Annotated in this window: 18 protein-coding genes and 1 pseudogene; 5 read left to right on the forward strand and 14 right to left on the reverse strand. The window is 72.2% G+C overall.

Translation table 11 applies throughout. The annotated features are described in order from the left end of the window. Window positions 1–201: 201 nt before the first annotated feature. Window positions 202–1,056, reverse strand: a pseudogene (locus ABH925_RS15215) (DMT family transporter); the annotation flags it as partial. A 96-nt stretch (window positions 1,057–1,152) separates the two neighbouring features. Here ABH925_RS15215 and ABH925_RS15220 point away from each other — a divergent pair. Continuing rightward, window positions 1,153–2,010, forward strand: a complete 858-nt coding sequence (locus ABH925_RS15220) for a LysR family transcriptional regulator (protein ID WP_370148165.1) — start codon at window positions 1,153–1,155, stop codon at window positions 2,008–2,010. A 3-nt stretch (window positions 2,011–2,013) separates the two neighbouring features. Here ABH925_RS15220 and ABH925_RS15225 read toward each other — a convergent pair whose 3' ends face one another. From ABH925_RS15225 to ABH925_RS15240, 4 genes are all read right to left on the reverse strand, one after another. Then, a complete protein-coding gene (locus ABH925_RS15225) occupies window positions 2,014–3,225 on the reverse strand; it encodes an aromatic acid exporter family protein (RefSeq protein WP_370148166.1) in 1,212 nt (403 codons plus the stop codon). Between the two features lie 277 nt (window positions 3,226–3,502). Continuing rightward, window positions 3,503–3,904 carry a ribonuclease domain-containing protein gene (locus ABH925_RS15230; RefSeq protein WP_370148167.1) on the reverse strand — a complete coding sequence of 134 codons (402 nt, stop codon included), beginning with the start codon at window positions 3,902–3,904 and terminating at the stop codon, window positions 3,503–3,505. 280 nt (window positions 3,905–4,184) lie between these two features. Next, complete coding sequence (locus ABH925_RS15235; RefSeq protein ID WP_370148168.1) at window positions 4,185–4,892, reverse strand: HAD-IA family hydrolase; 708 nt, start codon at window positions 4,890–4,892, stop codon at window positions 4,185–4,187. Between the two features lie 63 nt (window positions 4,893–4,955). Beyond that, entirely contained in the window at window positions 4,956–5,810 is an 855-nt protein-coding gene (locus ABH925_RS15240) for a RimK family alpha-L-glutamate ligase (protein WP_370148170.1), read from the reverse strand. A gap of 1,210 nt (window positions 5,811–7,020) precedes the next feature. On the opposite strand from ABH925_RS15240, the gene ABH925_RS15245 reads away from it, so the two are divergent. Continuing rightward, a complete protein-coding gene (locus ABH925_RS15245; protein WP_370148171.1) occupies window positions 7,021–7,995 on the forward strand; it encodes a winged helix-turn-helix domain-containing protein in 975 nt (324 codons plus the stop codon). Between the two features lie 227 nt (window positions 7,996–8,222). Here the strand turns inward: ABH925_RS15245 and ABH925_RS15250 are convergent, their stop codons facing one another. From ABH925_RS15250 to ABH925_RS15280, 7 genes are all read right to left on the reverse strand, one after another. Next, complete coding sequence (locus tag ABH925_RS15250; RefSeq protein ID WP_370148173.1) at window positions 8,223–8,354, reverse strand: hypothetical protein; 132 nt, start codon at window positions 8,352–8,354, stop codon at window positions 8,223–8,225. Window positions 8,355–9,247: 893 nt separating this feature from the next. After that, on the reverse strand, window positions 9,248–10,474 hold the full coding sequence (locus ABH925_RS15255) for a PP2C family protein-serine/threonine phosphatase (protein ID WP_370148175.1): 1,227 nt from the start codon (window positions 10,472–10,474) through the stop codon (window positions 9,248–9,250). Window positions 10,475–10,697: 223 nt separating this feature from the next. Further along, window positions 10,698–11,117: an SRPBCC family protein gene (locus tag ABH925_RS15260; protein ID WP_370148176.1), complete on the reverse strand. Its 420-nt coding sequence runs from the start codon at window positions 11,115–11,117 to the stop codon at window positions 10,698–10,700. Continuing rightward, a complete protein-coding gene (locus ABH925_RS15265; protein ID WP_370148178.1) occupies window positions 11,114–11,572 on the reverse strand; it encodes a MarR family winged helix-turn-helix transcriptional regulator in 459 nt (152 codons plus the stop codon). Before ABH925_RS15265 ends, ABH925_RS15260 begins: the two co-directional genes overlap by 4 nt. 260 nt (window positions 11,573–11,832) lie before the next feature. Next, window positions 11,833–12,297: a LuxR C-terminal-related transcriptional regulator gene (locus ABH925_RS15270; protein ID WP_370148179.1), complete on the reverse strand. Its 465-nt coding sequence runs from the start codon at window positions 12,295–12,297 to the stop codon at window positions 11,833–11,835. Continuing rightward, entirely contained in the window at window positions 12,200–13,228 is a 1,029-nt protein-coding gene (locus ABH925_RS15275) for an ABC transporter ATP-binding protein (RefSeq protein ID WP_370148310.1), read from the reverse strand. Before ABH925_RS15275 ends, ABH925_RS15270 begins: the two co-directional genes overlap by 98 nt. Window positions 13,229–13,416: 188 nt before the next feature. Further along, window positions 13,417–13,812, reverse strand: a complete 396-nt coding sequence (locus tag ABH925_RS15280) for a cupin domain-containing protein (protein ID WP_370148180.1) — start codon at window positions 13,810–13,812, stop codon at window positions 13,417–13,419. Window positions 13,813–13,864: 52 nt separating this feature from the next. On the opposite strand from ABH925_RS15280, the gene ABH925_RS15285 reads away from it, so the two are divergent. Next, entirely contained in the window at window positions 13,865–14,857 is a 993-nt protein-coding gene (locus ABH925_RS15285) for a GlxA family transcriptional regulator (RefSeq protein WP_370148182.1), read from the forward strand. Between the two features lie 125 nt (window positions 14,858–14,982). Here ABH925_RS15285 and ABH925_RS15290 read toward each other — a convergent pair whose 3' ends face one another. Continuing rightward, a complete protein-coding gene (locus ABH925_RS15290; RefSeq protein WP_370148184.1) occupies window positions 14,983–15,507 on the reverse strand; it encodes a hypothetical protein in 525 nt (174 codons plus the stop codon). A 634-nt stretch (window positions 15,508–16,141) separates the two neighbouring features. Between ABH925_RS15290 and ABH925_RS15295 the strand changes: the two genes are divergently transcribed. Then, window positions 16,142–16,498 (forward strand): hypothetical protein, encoded by a 357-nt coding sequence (locus ABH925_RS15295; protein ID WP_370148186.1) that lies wholly within the window; start codon window positions 16,142–16,144, stop codon window positions 16,496–16,498. 49 nt (window positions 16,499–16,547) lie between these two features. On the opposite strand, the gene ABH925_RS15300 is transcribed toward ABH925_RS15295, so the two are convergent. Next, window positions 16,548–17,312 carry a YqjF family protein gene (locus ABH925_RS15300; RefSeq protein WP_370148187.1) on the reverse strand — a complete coding sequence of 255 codons (765 nt, stop codon included), beginning with the start codon at window positions 17,310–17,312 and terminating at the stop codon, window positions 16,548–16,550. A 135-nt stretch (window positions 17,313–17,447) separates the two neighbouring features. On the opposite strand from ABH925_RS15300, the gene ABH925_RS15305 reads away from it, so the two are divergent. Next, window positions 17,448–18,230: an alpha/beta fold hydrolase gene (locus ABH925_RS15305; RefSeq protein WP_370148189.1), complete on the forward strand. Its 783-nt coding sequence runs from the start codon at window positions 17,448–17,450 to the stop codon at window positions 18,228–18,230. Window positions 18,231–18,391: the final 161 nt, after the last annotated feature.

Below are 18,391 nucleotides of genomic sequence, written 5' to 3' on the forward strand. Positions count from 1 at the left end.
TGCGCCCCCGCGGCAGTCACCACCTCCACCACCGGTGTCGACGTCCTGGCACCGCACACCGACGGGCTGAACAGGGGCACAGGGCAACGGCTGTGGAGTCGGTGTCGCGCACGGAGACGGCGAGGCGGTCGAACTCCGTACCCCGGCCCTCGTGCAAGCGTCGCGAGGCGTGTCCGGGAACGACTGGGTGTGGCGTGCGGCGGCCAGCACGGAGACGACGTTGGCCGCCACGATGGCGGCGATGGCGGCCCACTCGACCCAGCCCAGCGCCTGGCCGAGGGCGACGAGACCGGCCAGGGCGGCCAGCATCGGGTTGACGCTCATGAACAGGCCGAAGAACCTGGCCGGGACGCGGCGCAGTGCCAGCAGGTCTGCAAGGAACGGGACGGCCGAGGACAGGACGCCCGCCGCGGCCGCGTGCGCCAGGGCGGTCGCGGACGGTGCGCGGTGGAGGAAGAAGACGAGTCCGACAGGCAGGTACAGCAGGCCGGAGACCACCGCGGCCGCGGCTGTTCCCTGCGCGCCGGGCACGCGTGCACCGACCGTGCGGTTGAGCAGGATGTACAACGCCCAGCACACTGCGGCCAGCAGGCCCAGCCCGATCCCGAGGTAGTCCGTGGAGGGCTGCGGGCGTGCCAGGGCCACCGCGGCCGCCCCGGCGATCAGGCCGCAGCCCAGGTCCACCGCGCGGCGGGACGCCGCCAGCGCCACGGACAACGGGCCCAGGAATTCCAGGGTGACGGCCAGGCCGAGCCCGATCCGATCGATCGCGGTGTAGAGCGACAGATTCATCGTGGCCAACACCGCCGCCAGAGCCAGCACCGGCCCCCACTGTGCCCGCGTGAAGGACCGCAGCCTCGGCCGGCCCGCCGCCGCCAGGGCCACGGCGGCCACCCACTGACGAACCGCCACCACACCCACCGGCCCCATCACCGGAAACGCCACAGCCGCGACAGCCGCTCCGGCCTGGTTCGACAACGCGCTGCCGACCATCATCACCATCCCCACCCGCCGACCGGAAGGAGGGCCCGCATCCCGGGGGCTGCCGCCGTCCATCCGCGATGCCTGTGCCTGCGTCGTCATGCCACCGAGGATCCGCCGGGCCCACCCATACGCAAAATGCATGAACCCCGTTGTCTATACGCTGGAGTCATGGATATGGAGCTGCGGCACCTGCGCTGCCTGGTCGCGATCGTCGACACCGGCAGCTTCACCGACGCCGCCGCCGAACTCGGCCTCTCCCAGGCCGCTGTCTCCCGCACCCTGCTGGCCCTGGAGAAGATCCTCGGGGTCCGGCTGCTGCACCGCACCAGCCGGACCGTCACCCCCACCACAGCCGGGGTCCAGGTCCTCGCCCGCGCCCGGCACCTGCTCGCCGAAGCCGACACCCTGATGCGCGAAGCCGCCACCGGCCACACCCAGCTCACCATCGGCCATGCCTGGTCGGCCATGGGCCGCCACACCGCCGAATTCCAGCGCCGCTGGGCCGGCCGCTACCCCGACGTCGAACTCCGCCTGATCCGCGCCAACACCCCCACCGGCGGCCTCGCCGAAGGGCTGTGCGACCTCGCGGTGGTCCGCACCGCCATCGACACCCGCCGCTACGCCCACGCTCTGGTCGGACACGAGCGCCGATACTGCGCCATGGCCGGCGACGACCCCTGGGCCCGTCGCCGAACCATCGCGCTTGACGACATCCGCGAGCGCACCCTGGTCGTCGACCGCCGCACCGGCACCACCACTGCCGATCTGTGGCCCGAAGACGCCCGCCCATCGCTTGAGCACACCCGGGACATCGACGACTGGCTCGCCGCGATCGCCACAGGCCGCTGCGTCGGCGTCACCCCGGAGGCTACGGTGGCCCAGTACCGGCGCGACGGCATCACCTACCGGCGGGTGCGCGACGCGGCGCCCGTACCCGTCCACGTCATCTGGCGCCAACACGACCCCCACCCCGCCACCCACGCCGCCGTCGCGCTCCTGGCCGATCTCTACCGCGGCCATTCGTAGTGGTCAACGCGGGGGGCGGAACGGCTCGCCGCGCGCGAGGCGGCGCAGGCGTGCCAGCGCACCTGCACGCCGGCGGCGCAGCGCGCCGCCGCGGTCGAGCTCTTCCATGAGGCGAGTGGTCCGGTGCTCCACGTCGAGCTCGTCCAGGATCCGGTCGACCTCGGCGAGCAGGGCGCCGTGGAGCTGCCAGGCCAGCGGGTGCCGCTGAACCTGCCGCAGCAGCAGTTCGGCGATGTGGTCGCGGCTCGCCCAGGCGGCCGCCAGCTCGGCGGTCAGCCGGGCGTCGGCGCCCTCGGCGTCCCGGCTGACCTGGGTGGTCACCAGCACACCGAAGCTCACCAGGGCTCCGCCCAGGTGGCCGAGGAGGTCCTGCAGCCCGGCGGCCACGTCCGGGGCGAACAGTGGTTCGTCGGGCCGCCGGCGCTTGGCGAGGTCGGTCAGGGAACGGGCGATGACCCGCACCACGACGACACAGATCTCCAACGTGTCCAGGCCCGTACGCAGAACCACCCGTGACAGCGCCGGCTCGCTGATCCGGGGGTTGAGCCGCAGGCTGTCCTCGGCCTGCCGCAGCGCGGCGTCCACCTCGGCGATGTGCTGGTCCAGCCGCCGCGCCTCGTGCAGCCGCTCGGCGGCCCGGGCGACGGGCGTGGGGCTGTCCAGCTCTTCGCCGAGCCGCAGCAGCAGCTGCCGGACCCGGCGGGCGAGGTCCTCGATCGACTCCCCCGCACTCTCCACCCACACCGGCGGCGCGAGCAGCAGGTTGAAGGCCAGTCCGACGCCGGCTCCGATCAGCGTCTCCAGGACCCGGTCCCACGCCTGGGAGGCGAGCTGGGTGACACCGAGGACGAGCATCGCGCTGATCGCGACCTCCTGGACGAACTCGCCCACCCGGATGAACTGGCCCAGCGTCAGCGAAGCCAGGATGACCAGGCCAAGGCTCCACCAGGACAGCCCCACGACCGAGCTGAACCCGATCGCCAGGACCACCCCGGCGACCACCGAGACGACCCGCCGGGCGCTGGTGGTCAGCGTCGAATAGAGGGTGACCTGGACGACGAGCAGCGTCGTCAGCGGCGCGGTCAGCGGCGCCGGCTGGGTGCTCAGCCGCTCCGCGACGGCATAGGACAGGGTCGCCGCCACCGTCGCGCGCAGCGTCTGCACCACGACGGGATCTCGACGGGCTCGGCCCAGCACACTCCGGACAGCGGACATCCTCCACGTATGCCCGACGGAACCCGGCCCATCCCAGTCCTGCGGCAATCTCCCCCGCCCGAGCGATTCACCGGCCGGGGCCGCCCCCTGCTCAGATGTCACGCGACGCGGCTGCCGACCCCCGGGCTGCTGAGCGAGTGAGCCGCCCTCGCGCGGCAACTGCGCACCTGGGTCGGTGCGAAGTCCACGGTGCGCGAGGGCGGCATGGCCGGACTCGGCTGACGCCCGGATCACCGGCCGCCTCCGGCAGCGGGTTGCCTGGTGCAGACCCGGCCGATCAGCAGGTGGAATCGATCAGCGAGAACGTCGCGTAGTGGTCGTCGGTGTAGTAGTCCTGCTGGTCCGGCTGGTCCACGACGATGCGGCGGGCGCCGCGGGTGGGGCTGCCCGGGGTGACCACGGTGTATTCGTGGTAGTAGCCGTACGGCTCGGTGGGCAGTACGCCCTCGTAGTTGGTGAAGACGGAGTCGTCCTGGCGGTACGGATACGGTCCGCCCTGGGCGATGAGGCCGAGGGTGTCGTCGGCCTGCGTCGGCAGCGCGGTCTGACAGACCGTGCCGCTTACATCCGCGTGCGCACTGGCGGCGGGCAGGAGCACGGGACCGGCCATCGCGAGCACACCGGCGGTGAGAACCAGGCAGACGTTGCGCGCGATCGACGCGCGTAGAGAGATGGTCATGACGATGATTCTCCGGGCCGTCATCCGGAACCGGAAGTGGACATGACATCTCTTCACCGGCTGTTCGTTGTCCACCATCTGACTGAGCAATAGATGTCGCGGCGGTTGCGGTCTCCCCAAAAGTGGCCGCCCGGACGCAGCTCAGCGTCTCACCCCCGTCGCCGGCGGGGGCTGCGCCCGACCACCTCCAGGCGGCGCGCCACCGTCCGGTGCGTCAGCGGCCCCGAGGCGCCTTGACGCATCATCAGCCAGTCGGGCCCCGAGTACGGCCGGGGCGGCGTCAGCGCGGGGTGACGGTGAGGGTGAGGCCGTGCTCGGGGTGGGTGGCCACCTGGACCTGGGTGAGGTCGTCGACGGTGACGGTCGCGCCGTAGGCGTGGGTCGCCGCGCCGATGCCGACCACCCGCATGCCGGCGGCCCGCCCGGCCGCGACCCCGGCCTCGGAGTCCTCGAAGACGACGCAGTCCTCCGGGGCCAGGCCGAGCAGCCGCGCGCCCAGGTGGAATCCCTCGGGGTCGGGCTTGCTGCGGGTGACGTGCTCGGCGGTCACCGCGACCGGCGGCAGCGACAGGCCCGCCGCGCCCATCCGGGCCCGGGCCAGGGCGTCGTCGGCCGAGGTGACCAGGGCGTGCGGGAGGCCGGCCAGCGCGTCCAGGAAGGCGTCCGCGCCGTCGATCGGGACGATGCCGTCCGTGTCGGCGGTCTCCTCGGCCAGCATCCGCCGGTTGTCGGCGAGATTCTGCTCCATGGGCCGGCCGGGCAGCAGCACGGCCATGCTGGCGTGGCCCTGGCGTCCGTGCACCACCTGCAGCACCTCGTCGATGTCCAGCCCGTGCTGGTCGGCCCAGCGGCCCCAGACCCGCGCGACGACCGCGCCCGAGTCGACCAGGGTTCCGTCCATGTCGAGCAGCAGGGCGCGGCCGGTCAGGGTGACGGCCGCGGTCGGACCGGTGGTGGCGGCGGTGGTCTGGGCGGGGACGGCAGGCATGGCGCTCCTTGTGACTGAGGACCCATTTTGTTCCTCAATCATACAAAGAGTGAACCACGGCGGTTACAGCAGCGACGCCAGGTGGGCGGCGTAGCGGGCGGCGGCGGAAGGGGCGTGCGTGAGGAAGAGCTCGGGCTCGATCAATTCCAGCTCCATGACGGCGGGCCCGTCCGGCAGCTCGACCAGATCCACTCGCGCGTAGGTGGTCGCGGCGGGGGCAGCCGCCATGGCGGCGCGGGCAGCGGCCAGCTCAGCAGCGGACGGAGTGTGCGGAAGGACCGAGCCGCCATGGTGTTCGTGGATGCGGTACTCGCCGGAGGCCGGGACCTTGCGGACCGCGTGGCTGAACGTCTCACCGAAGAACACCAGCGAGGTTTCACCGCGTGCGAGCACGGACTCGGCGAACGGCTGCACCAGCGCGTCCCCGTCTCCGATCAGCGTGGCCAGGTGGAATGCTGACGCAGCATCAGTGGCGCCGGCCCGCAGCGCGCCCCTCCCGCTCACCGAGACCGCGGGCTTGATCACCACCTCACCGTCCCCGAACGCCGCGAGCGCGCGGGCCTGCTCCCCGCCGGAGGCGCCGCGTGACACTACCCGTGTCGGTACGGCCGGTGTGCCGGACGCCGCCAGTTCGACGAGGTAGCCCTTGTGGCTGTTCCAGACCAGCACCTCGGCAGGGTTGCGCAGGTCCGTCAGCTTGGCGGTCCGCTGCGCCCAGGCTATGAACTCCTCGCGCCTGGTCCAGTAGTCCCAAGTGGTGCGCACCACCGCCAGGCCGTAGGCCGGCCAGTCCAGGGCCTCGTCCCACGGATGGATCTCGGCCGTGACGCCGAGACCGGCCAACTCCGCGACCAGAAGCGCGTTCTCCGGCACCTCGCGCGGCATGGTCCGCCCCGTGAGCAGCACGATATCCACCACAGCAGGCCCCTTCGACGGTCGTAGATCGACTTCGGCCGACGATAGCAGTCACCTCCAACGGCAGTACTGACCGTCCCCGACAGCTCTGTCAACCAGACAAGCCCGACATGCCGAACCGTGCGTCCGGCAGTGGATCGGGCCCGCTGCTGGCCCGGACCGGCCGACCAACGAACCGGCACCGACCACGACTACCAGGGCCGAACCGAACCCATCCGCCTCGGCACCTCCGTGACCGTGCTGAGCACGCGGGACCCGGTGACGGCGGGGCCGAACTCACCCGGCGACCCGAGCGATCACCCGGGCAGGCCGCGCAGGAAGTCGTCGACAGCGCCCAGCGCCTGCGGCGCGGTCGGGCCCGACAGCAGATCGACTCCGTGAGCGTCGCCCGGAACAGGACCAGCCGGGCACGGTGCGGCACAGCGGCGGACAGGAAGGCACGGCCGGCGTCGGCGGAGCCGTAGGGGTCTGCGGAGGAGGAGAGCAGCAGGATCGGGCAGGGCACCGCGTGGATGTAGCCGAGGACCTGTGTCGCGGGGGCGAGGACGGCCTCCGCGGACAGGGACAGAACGCCCACGGGTGCTTGGCTCAGGCTCGCGGCCGTCACCAGGGAGACCTTGGCGCCCTTCGAGGCGCCCGCGAGGACGAGACGGCCTCCGCCGTGGGCGCGGAGCACGGCTGCCACAGCCGCCAGAGAGTTCTCCCGGCACGAACCCCAGCAACTCCGCGCGGAACGACGCCGGCGCGGGGGCGGCGGTCAGGTCCCAGCCGTGCCCGGAGCCGGCCGGCAGCACGGCAAGCTGCTTCGCACCCGGCGCACTGCCCAGGACCGCGAACAGGCGCCGTGTGTCGGCCACGCTCACGTACGGGTCGTCCACCGATACGGCGAGCAGCACCGGAAGCCGGACCTGGGGCCCGACGCGCACGGGCCGATCGAGTACGTCAGGCGACAGGGCGACGATCGCGCTCACTCCCTGCGGCATGCGGATGGCGCGTTCGAGGTCCCGGCCGGTGGCGGGGTGTCCCCTGCGCACCCCGCCAGCGCGGCGACCGATGCCAGCGCGGCGCCGAGCAGCGATGCACGAACGCGGCGCGCGGGCGGTGTGGTCATGGTCCGAGGCTGACGCCCCGCTGCTTCCCCGGTCGATGGTTTGCGTCCTGGCCAAAACGCTTGCGCGGACCGTACCTTGGCAACAACCGAAGGGGGTCGGGATTGCTGCGCATCCAGTTCTCCGCGGACGACCTCGCGCGGGTCCGCTTCGCACCGCAACCCGCTCCGCTGGTGGAGCTGAAGCTCGCGTTGATGATGCTCCGCCGACCGGACTCAGCCGTACTCTTCGGTCGCTGGCGCCGGGGCATGGGCCGGCACCTGCCCTCGACGACGCAGCCGCTCTGGGATCTGGTCTCCGCCTACCTGGGGCCCGCCTTCATCGACCCCGTGAGTGCCGATCTGGAGAGCGGCCTCGATGCGGTCCGTGCGGCGCCACCGGCGCTGGTCCGGGCCGGCGTCGACCGGATCCGCGCCGCGCGGGGCCGGACGGCCGCGCCGTGGCTGGGTGACCTGGTCGACGGCGACGACCAGGCATGGGGGCGCCTGGGCAGCGCCCTGCGCGACGCCTACACAACCCTCCTCGCCCCGAGCTGGTCCACGGTGGCGGACGAGCACCGCGCCGAGTTCGCCGGCTACGCGCTCACGGCGGCGGCGTTCGGCGTGGCCCACACCCTGCCGACGCTGTGGCCGAACTCCCGGCTGGCCGAGGGGGTCTGGGAGCTGGACGCCCCGTACCAGCGCCACGTCGACCTGGCCGGACGTGGCCTGCTCCTGCTGCCGACATTCCACTGGACCGCCGTTCCCCTGGTCGCCGACCTCCACGGCCTCCCCGGCGTCGCCCACCAGCCCGTCCTCCTCGTCTATCCGGCAGGTCCCGGCCTGCCGCCCAGGCCCGCCACAGCGAACGGCGACACTCTCACCCCCGTCCTGGGCGCCACCCGGGCCCGCGCTCTGCGCTTGCTGGCAGCCCCGCTCAGCACCACTGAACTGGCCCACTGCCTCGGAATCAGCCTCGGATCCGCGTCCACCCACGTCACCGCCCTGCGCGGCGCGGGTCTGGTCAGCACCGAGCGCGACGGCCGCGCGGTCCGGCACGAGCGCACGGCGCTGGGCACCCTCCTGGTCCCGGTGCACTGATCGCTGCGCCGTACCGTGCTTCGCGAAGCACCGCCGGACCCGGTCCGGTGAGTTGCCCCCGCACACGGCCGCCGGCCGAACATCGAGCGCGGTGAGGCCCAGCCCAGGGCGGCGGCGCTGGGAGGATCTGTCCGGTTTGATCACCTGTCACGGCTGACCCCGGCAACCCAGACGGCCCCGGCCGCCCATCGCGGGCGCCGGGGCCTCTTGTCCGGGCCGGAGCCACCTCAGTCAGCTTCGGCCGGCTCCTCGTCGGCCGCCGCGGTCGAGTCCGCCGCCTCGGTGGCCTGGGTGGCTTCCTCGGCCGTGTTCGTGCCGGCGTCGCTGTTCTTGGCGCCACCACTTGTCTCGCTGGGCATGTTTTTCCCCCTTCTGTCCCGTCATCAGCCGCCGCCGCGGCGTCAGTTGGCTGCCAGGCTTAGGCGTGGGCTCCGCTCTTGGGCCGGCTCCACACGAAGCAGCACGACCAGGTTGCCCTGGGCGGTCGGGTGGAGTCCTCTTTCCCGTACGAATCCGTACAGGCCCCGCGACTCCGACGCCACGCCGGATATGCTGCTTGCGTGATCAGTCCTGCTGCCAGGAGATCACAGCTCGTTCGCCCGGCGGATGGAACAGGCCTTGTCGGCGGCGACTGCCGGTGCTGCGCACACACAGGCTGCTGCGAACCCGGGGCGCGGACCTCCACCACCTCGGTCCTGGCCCCAGCGACCTGCAACTGGTCCGGAACTGGCTCGGGTCGGCCTACGGGCACGCGACGGCAGAGGGCGAACGCGCACAACAGCTCGCCACCGACAAGGGGAACCTCGCGCTCGAACCCGTCTACACCGCCAAGGCGATGGCCGCGCCGCTGGCCATGAACGCCCGGGACGGTTCGGATCCGGTCCGGTTCTGTATCTGCACACCAACGGGCCGCGCTGAGCGTCGCCTCCCTCAACGCCCTGCCGGCGCCCGGCCGCACCCAAGGGCCGGGCTGAGATCGCCCCGCGTCCGATGCCACACCTGCTGTCGGTTCTCGATCATCCCGGCATCCGCGCCTCGCGTTGCGCCCTGGTGACCGGGGCCGGGGGCCCGCCAATGCCGTGGGCCGGCCCGGTCGGCTCCAGGGATGCCGCGCTCGACCACCACCCGGCGCGTCGCCGCCGAACTCAACGGCCGCCCGCGCAAACGCCCGGCTGCGAAAGCCCAGCCGAGCGCCTGCCTCCAGGGTCGGGCCGTGGCCTGGGCCGGGCCCGGGGCCTGCTGTTCTGGCTGCTCACAGCTGGAGGACGACCAGGGCGGTGTCGTCGGTGACACCGGCGGGCGGCAGCAGGTCCCGCAGGACCGCGTCGGCGAGGCTTTCGGGGTGGTCGCCCAGGTGGCGGGCCAGGGAGTGGGCGAGACGCCGCAGACCGCTGTCGATGTCCTGATCGCGGCGTTCGATCAGACCGTCGGTGTACAGCACCAGGACCTCCCCGGGGGTGAACGCGGTGCTCGCCTCGGGGCGGGGGCCAGGCTCCGGGGAGGCGTCCAGGGGCGGGTCCAGGGCCTGGTCGAGCCAGGTGACGGTGCCGTCCGCGTGCAGAAGAGCCGGCGGGGGGTGACCGGCGCTGGAGTAGGTGATGGTGCCGGTGTCCCAGTCGATGAAGCACGTCACCGCGGTGGTGGACTCCGCGCCGTCCACGAAACCCGCATAGCGCCCCAGCACGTCCAGGGCCTGGGCGGGACCCTCGGCCACCCGGGAGGTGGCCGCGAGCGCGCTGCGCAGCTGGCCCATGACACCGGCGGCCTCCAGGCCGTGGCCGACCACGTCGCCGACCGAGACCCCGACGCGGTCGCCGCCGACAAGGTCAGTGATGTCGTACCAGTCGCCGCACACGTTCAAAGCGCCGGTCGCGGGCCGATAGCGCACCGCCGCCCGGTGCCGCCGCAGCGGCCTGTGCTGCGGGAGCATCGATTTCTGCAGGGCGAGGGCAACCTCGCGCTCGCGGGCGTGGGCGGCGCGCAGGCGCTCGTTGACCTGCTGCAGCTCCCGGGCCCGGGTGTACAGCTCCGCCTCCAGCACCCGGTGCTGGCCCTCGCCGGGCAGACCGCGGGCGCGGATCAGCTCGGTGACCTCCTCCACCCGGTGCACCACCAGCACCACGTGCCCGCCCTCGTCCAGCACGGGAGCGTTGACCGCGCTCCAGTACCGCTCCTCCCACTGCCCTGGCCGCTCCACCGACTGCACGTCGTAGCGCTGCGGGGCCATGCTGTCGCGCTCCCCGGTGGCCACCACCCGCCGCAGCGACGCCTCCAGATTCCGCGGGCCGCCGGCGGGGTTGCCGGGGCTGTCGGGGAAGACGTCGAACAGGTACCGGCCGATCAGCTGCGCACGGAGGCGGCCCGACACGCGCACGAACTCCCCGTTCGCGTCCGCGAACACCAGCTGCGGGGTCAGCAGCGCCACCATGCCCGGCAGCGCCTGGAACACCGCCCGGTAGTCGATGCCGGCATCCGTCACAAGCAGCCGCCTTCGCCCTGGTCGACATCTACCCCGAGGGCAGGCCCAGCAGGTCCGGGCCCTTGCCTCACCGGTCTGACAGGAACGCTATCGCCGGTCCCGGGCCCGGTCACTCCGCCACGCCGGACCGGCCGCGCGGACGAGGCGTCACCGCGAGGTGGCGGACGGCTTCCCGCGGGGTGACGCCGGAGGTTCGCTCGATTCTGGCTGCCACCCAGGTGAGTCACGCGCCGGTTTCCAGGATGCGCTTGAGGGTGGCCAGTTCGATGTCGACGAGGGCGACCTGTTCGTCGAAGAAGGCGTCGGTGAACGCCGGGGGCTGGAAGAAAGTGATCATGAATTCGGCGCCGGTGCCGTTGGGGACGACGCGGGCGGGGACCTGCCAGGAGGCCTGGTCCTCGACGTAGTCGTGGTCGAGGAGTGCGAGCTCCGGGTTGCTGCGGATGCGCAGGCGGGCGGGGCCGTGCGGGGTGGTCATCAGCCACCAGCCGGGGTCGTTGGCGGGCTCGATCGCCTTGACGTTGACCACCGCCCAGGCGGGCCAGTTGGCCGGGTCGGCCAGGAACGCGAAGACCTCGGCGACGGGGCGGTTGATGCTGACGGTCTTGGTGACCGAACGGGCGGTGACGGCAGTGGCGCTCATGACGCGCTCTTTCCGTGTGCGGGGGTGGGGGTACCGACCAGGTCGCGGATCCATGCCTCCAGCTGGAGGCGCTGGTCGGCGGTGAGGGCGGCGAAGAAGTGGGCGTCGTTGCGGTCGGCGATCTCGGCGAGGCGGGGCGCGAGGTCGCGTCCCTGATCGGTGAGGGTCAGCCGGAGTACGCGCTTGGAGTCGGGGTCGGGTTCGCGGGATATCAGGTCCTTGGCGATCAGCCGGTCGACCAGGCGGGAGACCGCCCCGACGTCGATGTCGACGTAGCGGGACACCTCGCGGGTGGTGGTGGCGTCCCCGCGGTAGACGGTGATCAGCACCGCCCACTGGGCAACCGTCACGCCGTGCTCCGCGAGTTGCCGCTCGAAACGGCCGTGGACCTCGTCGGACAGACGGCGAAGCCAGTAGCCGAGATGGTCGTGGAGGCCGCTGGTCTGTGCTGTCATACCTCCAGCCTGAGCACCGACGCAACTGTTGTCAAGACAACACTTGCTCTCGTGTTCCCGTCGAAACACGAAGAGCCGGCCCTCGAAGCCCACCCCGCTGCTGCTGGAGCAGCTCGCCGAGCTCGCACCTCGATGCCGGCGAGGGTGCAAGTGTCGGCGCGGGACGGCCATGCGGCTGGCTTCACCGATACCGCCGGGGCCGCATGAGGACGCATACTCATCGCTCCGATGGACCTGGCCCTGATCGACCGGACAGGACGTCAGTTCTGGCCCAGGAGTCCGCGATCGTACGCCACGGCCACGGCCACGGCCGCGGCGCGGTCGCGGACTCCGAGCTTGCCGTAGAGGTGCATCAGATGGGTCTTGATGGTCGCCTCGCTGACGTGCAGTTCGCGGGCGACGGCCTGGTTGGTGGCGCCGGAGGCGACGAGCCGGAGCACGTCGAGTTCGCGGGGGCTGAGGCTGCCCGGTTCGCGGACGCCGAGGCGGCCCATCAGGGTTCCGGCGACAGAGGGAGACAGGACCGGCTGACCGGCGTGGGCCGCCCGCACCGCCCGGATCAGCTCCTCTCGCGGGGCGTCCTTGAGCAGGTAGCCGGTGGCCCCGGCCTTGATGGCGGGGAGCACGTCACGGTCGGCGTCGAAGGTGGTCAGCACCAGGATCCTTGCCGGGTGGCCCAGTTCGCGCAGGCGCAGGATGGCCTCCACCCCGCCGGTGCCGGGCATGCGGAGGTCCAGCAGGACCACGTCGATGCCGATGTCGGTGCGCTGGGCCTGACGGAAAGGCGTCGTCCAGGCTCGGCTGCTCGACCCGCAGCCGGTGCGCGATCACGCCCTGCCGGGCGAGCTGCGCGGCGACGGCGGCCAGGGCGTCGCCGCGGCCGACCACCACCACCTCCTCGCCGCGCCGGCTCACCGACTCGACCTCGGGCAGGTCGGCGAGCAGGCTGTCCCCGATCGGGGCGGAGGGCACGAAGCGGATCCGCTGCCGCACGTCCAGACGCGCTGTCAGCTCCCCCGGGGTGTCCAGGGCGACCACGCGTCCGGTGTCGATCACCGCCACCCTGTCGCACAGCCGCTCGGCCTCCGCCATGAAGTGGGTGACCAGCAGGATCGTCACGCCGCGGTCGCGCACCGACTCGATCAGCTCCCAGGTGTCGCGCCGCGCGGCCGGGTCCAGACCGGTGGTCAGCTCGTCGAGGATCGCCACCCGGGGGTTGCCGATCAGCGCCAGGGCGATCGACAGCCGCTGCTGCTGCCCGCCGGACAGCCTGCTGAAGCGGGTCCCGGCCTGCGGGCCGAGTCCCAGCACGTCCAGCAGTTCCCGCCAGTCGGCGGGGCGCTCATAGAAGGAGCTGAACAGGCGCAGCGCCTCGCCCACCCGGAGGTTGGGCGGCAGCGCGCTGTGCTGGAGCTGCACGCCGAGGTCGGCGACGACCCCGGCGCGGTCCATGACCGGGTCGATCCCGAGGACGCGGAGCCGACCGCCGTCGGCCTTCCGCAGCCCGCTGAGGCACTCGACCGTGGTGGTCTTGCCGGCCCCGTTGGGCCCCAGGATGCCGAAGATCTCCCCCTCGTTGACGGAGAACGACACGTCGGCCACGGCTGTCCGGTCGCCGTACCGCTTGTGCAGGTGCTCCACTTCGATGACCGGCATCGATGCCATTTCCCGACTCCCCGCCCGCTGTTCGCGGCTAGCGGCCGGCGTTGTTCGCCGGCCTGCCATCTCAGTATCGAAGCGGCGCAGCGGCGGCGAATCGCCCGACCGGCCAGAGCGTGGCGGGCATCCGGTGGACGGGCGGCATCAACCGATCGGTTGATGCCCGTGCCGCGTAAGAGCCTGGCTCAGGTGTGGAGGGTGTGTCCGGTTGTGGCGTCCACGTGGTCGGGGATCTCGTCGTGGCGGTCGCCCACGGTCGGCGTCCCTGCCGGTTCGAACATGAGGATCGCGGCGCCGGACGGCGCGGACGGCTTGTGCTCCGTACCCGCGGGGACGGTGAAGACCGTCCCCTGCGGCAGCAGGACCGTGCGCTCGCCCTCGGGCTCGCGCAGGGAGATGTGCAGCTCCCCGTCCAGCACCAGGAAGAACTCGTCGGTGTCGTCGTGGGCGTGCCAGACGTGTTCGCCCTGGACCTTGGCGATTCGGACGTCGTAGTCGTTGACGCGCGTCACGATGCGGGGACTCCACAGCGCGTCGAAGGAGGCCAGAGCCTTGCGAAGGGGGATGGGCTGATTACTCATGGGCTCATCCTCAGCCGTTTCGCATGGTCGGCGCGAGTGCTAGGAATTGCACATGGCGAAAGAATCCTCGCACCAGGCTCACGCGGCGGGCGTGCACCGGGTGGTCGTGATCGTGGACGACAACTCCAACCCTTTCGAGCTCGGCTGTGCGACCGAGGTCTTCGGTCTGCGCAGACCGGAGATCGGCCGCGATCTCTACGACTTCAGGCTCTGTTCCCCGGAGCCCCGCACCCCGATGCGAGACGGATTCTTCACGCTCACCGGCGTCACAGGCTTGGACGCGGCCGATACGGCGGACACCCTGATCGTCCCCAACCGCCCCGACGTCGAGGTGCCCCGCCGGCCCGCCGTGCTCGACGCCATCCGACGGGCGCACGCGCGCGGTGCACGACTGATCGGCTTCTGCAGCGGCGCCTTCACCCTGGCCGAGGCCGGAGTCCTCGACGGGCGCCGGGCCACCGCCCACTGGCAGTGGGCGGATGCCTTCCGGTCTCGCTTCCCCGCTGTCCACCTCGAATCAGACGTGCTGTTCGTGGACGACGGTGACATCCTCACCGCTGCGGGAAGCGCGGCCGCACTCGATCTCGGGCTGCATGTGGTCCGCCGCGACCACGGCGCCGAGGTTGCCAACTCCGTGAGCCGGCGACTGGTGTTCGCCGCGCACCGGGACGGCGGGCAGCGGCAGTTCGTGGAGCGTCCCATGCCCGACCTCCCGGACGAGTCCCTGGCACCAGTCCTGGCCTGGGCGCAGGAACGGCTCGACTCGCCGCTCACGGTGCCGGGCCTCGCCGCGCGGGCGGCGGTCAGTCCGGCGACGCTGCATCGCCGCTTCCGGGCCCAACTGGGAACGACCCCGTTGATGTGGCTCACGGGGGAACGGCTTGCCCTGGCATGCCGGCTGATCGAGCGAGGCGAGTCACGCTTCGAGGTGGTCGCACGGCGGAGCGGGCTTGGCACCGCTGCCAACCTGCGCACGCTGATGCGTCGCGAGACGGGCGTCACTCCGTCGGCGTACAAGCGTCGGTTCGGGCCCGAGGTGAACTGACGGCGCCGAGCCGCCGCGCGGCGGCCCGCCCGTCCTGGGCCAGGCGCTCGTGGAAGTCGGCGAGGAGGCCGTGGTGGTAGCCGGGCTCCTCCAGATCCCTACCCTTCCCCGGCAACGTCGGGCACTCAGGCGCAGGCCGGGTCGCTGCTCGTGACGCGGAAGTCCAGCAGGAGCACGTCGCCGGTGAAGCCGGCGTCTCCCTGGACGTCGCTGCTGGGGGAGGTCTGCGGAGTGATCCAGGCTTCCCAGGTGCCCCGGGTCATACGGATGTCGTTCGGGCCGGAGATCGCCCGCGTGAAGCCGGCCTGGGCGAGCGAAGCCCTGAGTTCCTCGGGCAAGTGCGTGAACCGGCTGGCGGGGAGGACGAACTCATAGGCCTTCCCGCAGTCCATGGCTTTGCCTGCGGCCGCAGCAGCCTGCTCCTCCTGGGCGGTGAGCCCGCCGTTCGCCACGGCGCCGTCCATGAGCGCGGTGATCTGACGGGTCACCGCCTGCCGCTGCGCGAGGACTGCGGCGGGGATGGCGCTGCTGCTTGCCGTGGCAGCCGAGCGGGCCGTGGTGTGCGTCTGGCTCGGCGCGGACGCTGCACTACAGCCGCTGGTCAGAGCGATGGCGACAGCGGGGAGGAGAAGTCGGGCGTGGTGGTACATCGGGCCAGGGTAGGGGGACGCTTGTCGATCACTGCAAGCGGGGTGCGACATTCCGGATGGGGCACCCTCTGCGATTGGCGCGCGCCAGGAGGTCCGCGAGTACCGCGACGGCGGCGCCCAGCCGATCCGCAGTCGAGCGCTCCTGCCGAGCCCGAGCAGGACGCCCCTGCAGAGAACCATCGCCGGTGGTCGTGTCGCCCGGGGCATCTCAGCCCGGGACACCCGACCATGTCGGATGGCGGCGGTCTCTCCCATGACTGCCCCGGCGAGACGTGACCAGCGAGGCGGGATCTGCCTGGTCGCGCACCTACTCGAACCCGCTCGACGGCGCGATCGCCTTCGATAGGGTCCACGACCTCCTCGCGGGGCTGACCACGGCATAGCTTTCGGTCCGCCTGCGCGTGCACCCCAGCGGCACGGACCGGAACCACGACCGGCTCCGGCATGCGGCGACAGCGGCGCTTCGTCCGGCAGGCGAGGCACCGGCCGGGTCCGACGTGCCGCCGCAACCTGGGGCCCGCTCACCGGACCGCTCCATTCCCGGGCGAGGGCGGCGAGAGGCCCGGCTCGCCGTGCACGGCCGCGCGCGTTCTCCTGGGACGTGGGGGCGTGGGAGTGCGTGAAGGAGGCATCGATGGCCGTGCTGGTGGTGGACGGACAGGACCTGGTGCTGCGGCTGTCGCTGCCCGAGCGGCTCGCGGCGCGGCGCGCGGAGGTCCGGGTGCCTCTGCTCGCGGTACGCGGGATCAGCGTGGAGCGAAGTGCCTGGCGTGCGCTGCGTGGCGTTCCAGTCTCGGGTACGAGCGTCCCCGGGTGGATCTCGCTGGGGGTGCGCCGCTTCCCGGTAGGGCAGGACTTCGCGGCGGTGCGGGCCTCCCGGCCGGCGCTGTGCGTCGACTTGGGCCGGGGCACCGAGTTCGCCCGCCTCGCCGTCTCCGTGCGGGACCCCGACGCCACAGCCGTTGCCCTGCGCTCAGCCGCCGGACTTTGAGCGCGCGCCCCTCGCGCGGGGCGCGGTCCGTCCCTGGTGGACCACGGCGTCAAGGGGTGGGCAGGCCGCCTGGGCGGGCGGGGCGGCCGAAGCGCACGGGTACGCCTGGGGAGTACAGCACGCTCACCGGCGGCCCGGGCGGCGACGGCAGCCCGGCTGCTGCGACCAACTCATCGTCAAGGTGCAGGAGTTCGGCCCGATGCAGGGGCCAGCGCGGGTGGGCATTGGGCAGGTACACCGCTCGGCCGAAGTAGGCGTTGTGCATGCCCCAGCGGGCCGTCAGAAAGTGTTCGAGGGAGGTCGGCTCCCGGATCGGCTCGCCGATGCGCACCGTGAACCGGCAGTGCGCCCCGCGCGGCCCCGGCCAGCGCCGACTGCTGCTGTAGCTGATGGTCCCGGCGTCGCGGTGGATCGCCATCCGGGCCCACATGTAGGGCAGCCGAAACGCGCTGCGGGCGACGGCCACCGGCAGCAGCCGCGAGGCCTCCAGCGAGCGGAACACCACGCCGCGCCGGCCTTGCCGGTCCACCGAGTACAGCCGCACGTTGGTCTCCGGAAACGTGCCGAGGTACGGGATGCCCGGCACCTTGAACCAGCCCACCCGGTACATCCGGAACGCCACCAGGCCGACGTACGTGCGCCCGTCGTGCGTGTCCGGCACGGTCCCGGCCGGCAGCAGCGGCGCCACGACCGCGGGGTCGACGGCCCAGTGCAGGAACGCCAGGTCGAGCCAGGACTGGGTGAGCAGCGTCCCCGGCACCTCGCGCACCGGATCGGGCGTTATCGGCTCCTCGGGGAAAGGGGCGAGCGACATGGCATCAGCGTCGCATACCCGGACAGCCCGCGACCCGGGCACGACAGCACCGCCGGCGCGACCGGACCGCGAGGTGCGACACCGCGGCTGCTCGGCTTGACCTTGACGCTGATGTCAATCCCTAGCGTGGTCGTCATGACCACCAACGCGTCGACTCGGCTCCCGCTCCAGCTCACAACCGAGGTGTCCGGCTCCGGGCCCGGCATCCTCCTGGCCCATGGGGCCGCGGGGAGCGTCCAGGACAACTTCGGCCCGCTCACCTCCCTCCTGAACCGCGACCACATGGTGGTCGCCCCCTCCTACCCCGCGACCGACGACTCCCTCGACCTGGACGCACTGGCCGACGCACTTGTGGAGAGCGCACTGCGGGCGGGCGTGGAGCAGTTCACCCTGATCGGCTTCTCACTGGGCAGCACCGTGGCGGTGCGCGCTGCCGCCCGTCACCCCGGGCGCGTGCGCGGGCTCGTCCTCGCCGCAGGGTTCGTGACGGCCGACAACCGACTGCGACTCGCCATGCAGCTGTGGCAGAACGCGTTCGAGCGAGGCGATCACGAGACCTTCGCCCGCCTGGCGCTGACCTTCGGGTTCAGCGCGGGATTCCTCAACAGCCTTCCGGCCGGGATGCTCCCCGGCCTCGTGGGCCAGGTGGCGGCAGGCGTTCCCGCAGGCGCCAGGGCCCAGGCCCGACTGGTCACCGAGGTGGATACGACCGGAGACCTGGCAGCGATCACGGTACCCACACTCGTGGTGAACCCGGTGAGCGACCTGCTGGTCGACCCCGCCGGTTCGCGATTCCTTGCCCAGTCGATCGCCGGCGCGCAGTACGCCGAGGTGGCCGCCGGTCACGTCCTCATGGCCGAGCAGACCGAGGAATGGCACCGGCTCGTCGCCGAATTCCTCACCCGTCACGCACTCTGACCCAGCACCGGCCTCTGCACCAGCAGGCCTCTGCTGTGACCAACCCATCGTCAAGGTACAGGAGCTCGGCCCGGTACAGGGGCTGGCGCGGTGCAGGGGCCGGCGCGGGTGGGCGTTGGGCAGGTACACCGCTCGGCCGAATGAGGCGTTGTGCCTGCCCC

Source organism: Streptacidiphilus sp. EB129 (assembly GCF_041262645.1).
GTDB lineage: Bacteria > Actinomycetota > Actinomycetes > Streptomycetales > Streptomycetaceae > Streptacidiphilus.

Excerpts from the sequence above, each read along its gene's own strand:
- ABH925_RS15220 (WP_370148165.1), top strand. The coding sequence starts at position 1,153 with ATGGATATGGAGCTGCGGCACCTGCGCTGCCTGGTCGCGATCGTCGAC.
- ABH925_RS15225 (WP_370148166.1), bottom strand. The coding sequence starts at position 3,225 with ATGTCCGCTGTCCGGAGTGTGCTGGGCCGAGCCCGTCGAGATCCCGTC.
- ABH925_RS15230 (WP_370148167.1), bottom strand. The coding sequence starts at position 3,904 with ATGACCATCTCTCTACGCGCGTCGATCGCGCGCAACGTCTGCCTGGTT.
- ABH925_RS15235 (WP_370148168.1), bottom strand. The coding sequence starts at position 4,892 with ATGCCTGCCGTCCCCGCCCAGACCACCGCCGCCACCACCGGTCCGACC.
- ABH925_RS15250 (WP_370148173.1), bottom strand. The coding sequence starts at position 8,354 with ATGCCCAGCGAGACAAGTGGTGGCGCCAAGAACAGCGACGCCGGCACG.
- ABH925_RS15260 (WP_370148176.1), bottom strand. The coding sequence starts at position 11,117 with ATGAGCGCCACTGCCGTCACCGCCCGTTCGGTCACCAAGACCGTCAGC.
- ABH925_RS15265 (WP_370148178.1), bottom strand. The coding sequence starts at position 11,572 with ATGACAGCACAGACCAGCGGCCTCCACGACCATCTCGGCTACTGGCTT.
- ABH925_RS15270 (WP_370148179.1), bottom strand. The coding sequence starts at position 12,297 with ATGCCCGGCACCGGCGGGGTGGAGGCCATCCTGCGCCTGCGCGAACTG.
- ABH925_RS15275 (WP_370148310.1), bottom strand. The coding sequence starts at position 13,228 with ATGCCGGTCATCGAAGTGGAGCACCTGCACAAGCGGTACGGCGACCGG.
- ABH925_RS15280 (WP_370148180.1), bottom strand. The coding sequence starts at position 13,812 with ATGAGTAATCAGCCCATCCCCCTTCGCAAGGCTCTGGCCTCCTTCGAC.
- ABH925_RS15285 (WP_370148182.1), top strand. The coding sequence starts at position 13,865 with ATGGCGAAAGAATCCTCGCACCAGGCTCACGCGGCGGGCGTGCACCGG.
- ABH925_RS15290 (WP_370148184.1), bottom strand. The coding sequence starts at position 15,507 with ATGTACCACCACGCCCGACTTCTCCTCCCCGCTGTCGCCATCGCTCTG.
- ABH925_RS15295 (WP_370148186.1), top strand. The coding sequence starts at position 16,142 with ATGGCCGTGCTGGTGGTGGACGGACAGGACCTGGTGCTGCGGCTGTCG.
- ABH925_RS15300 (WP_370148187.1), bottom strand. The coding sequence starts at position 17,312 with ATGTCGCTCGCCCCTTTCCCCGAGGAGCCGATAACGCCCGATCCGGTG.
- ABH925_RS15305 (WP_370148189.1), top strand. The coding sequence starts at position 17,448 with ATGACCACCAACGCGTCGACTCGGCTCCCGCTCCAGCTCACAACCGAG.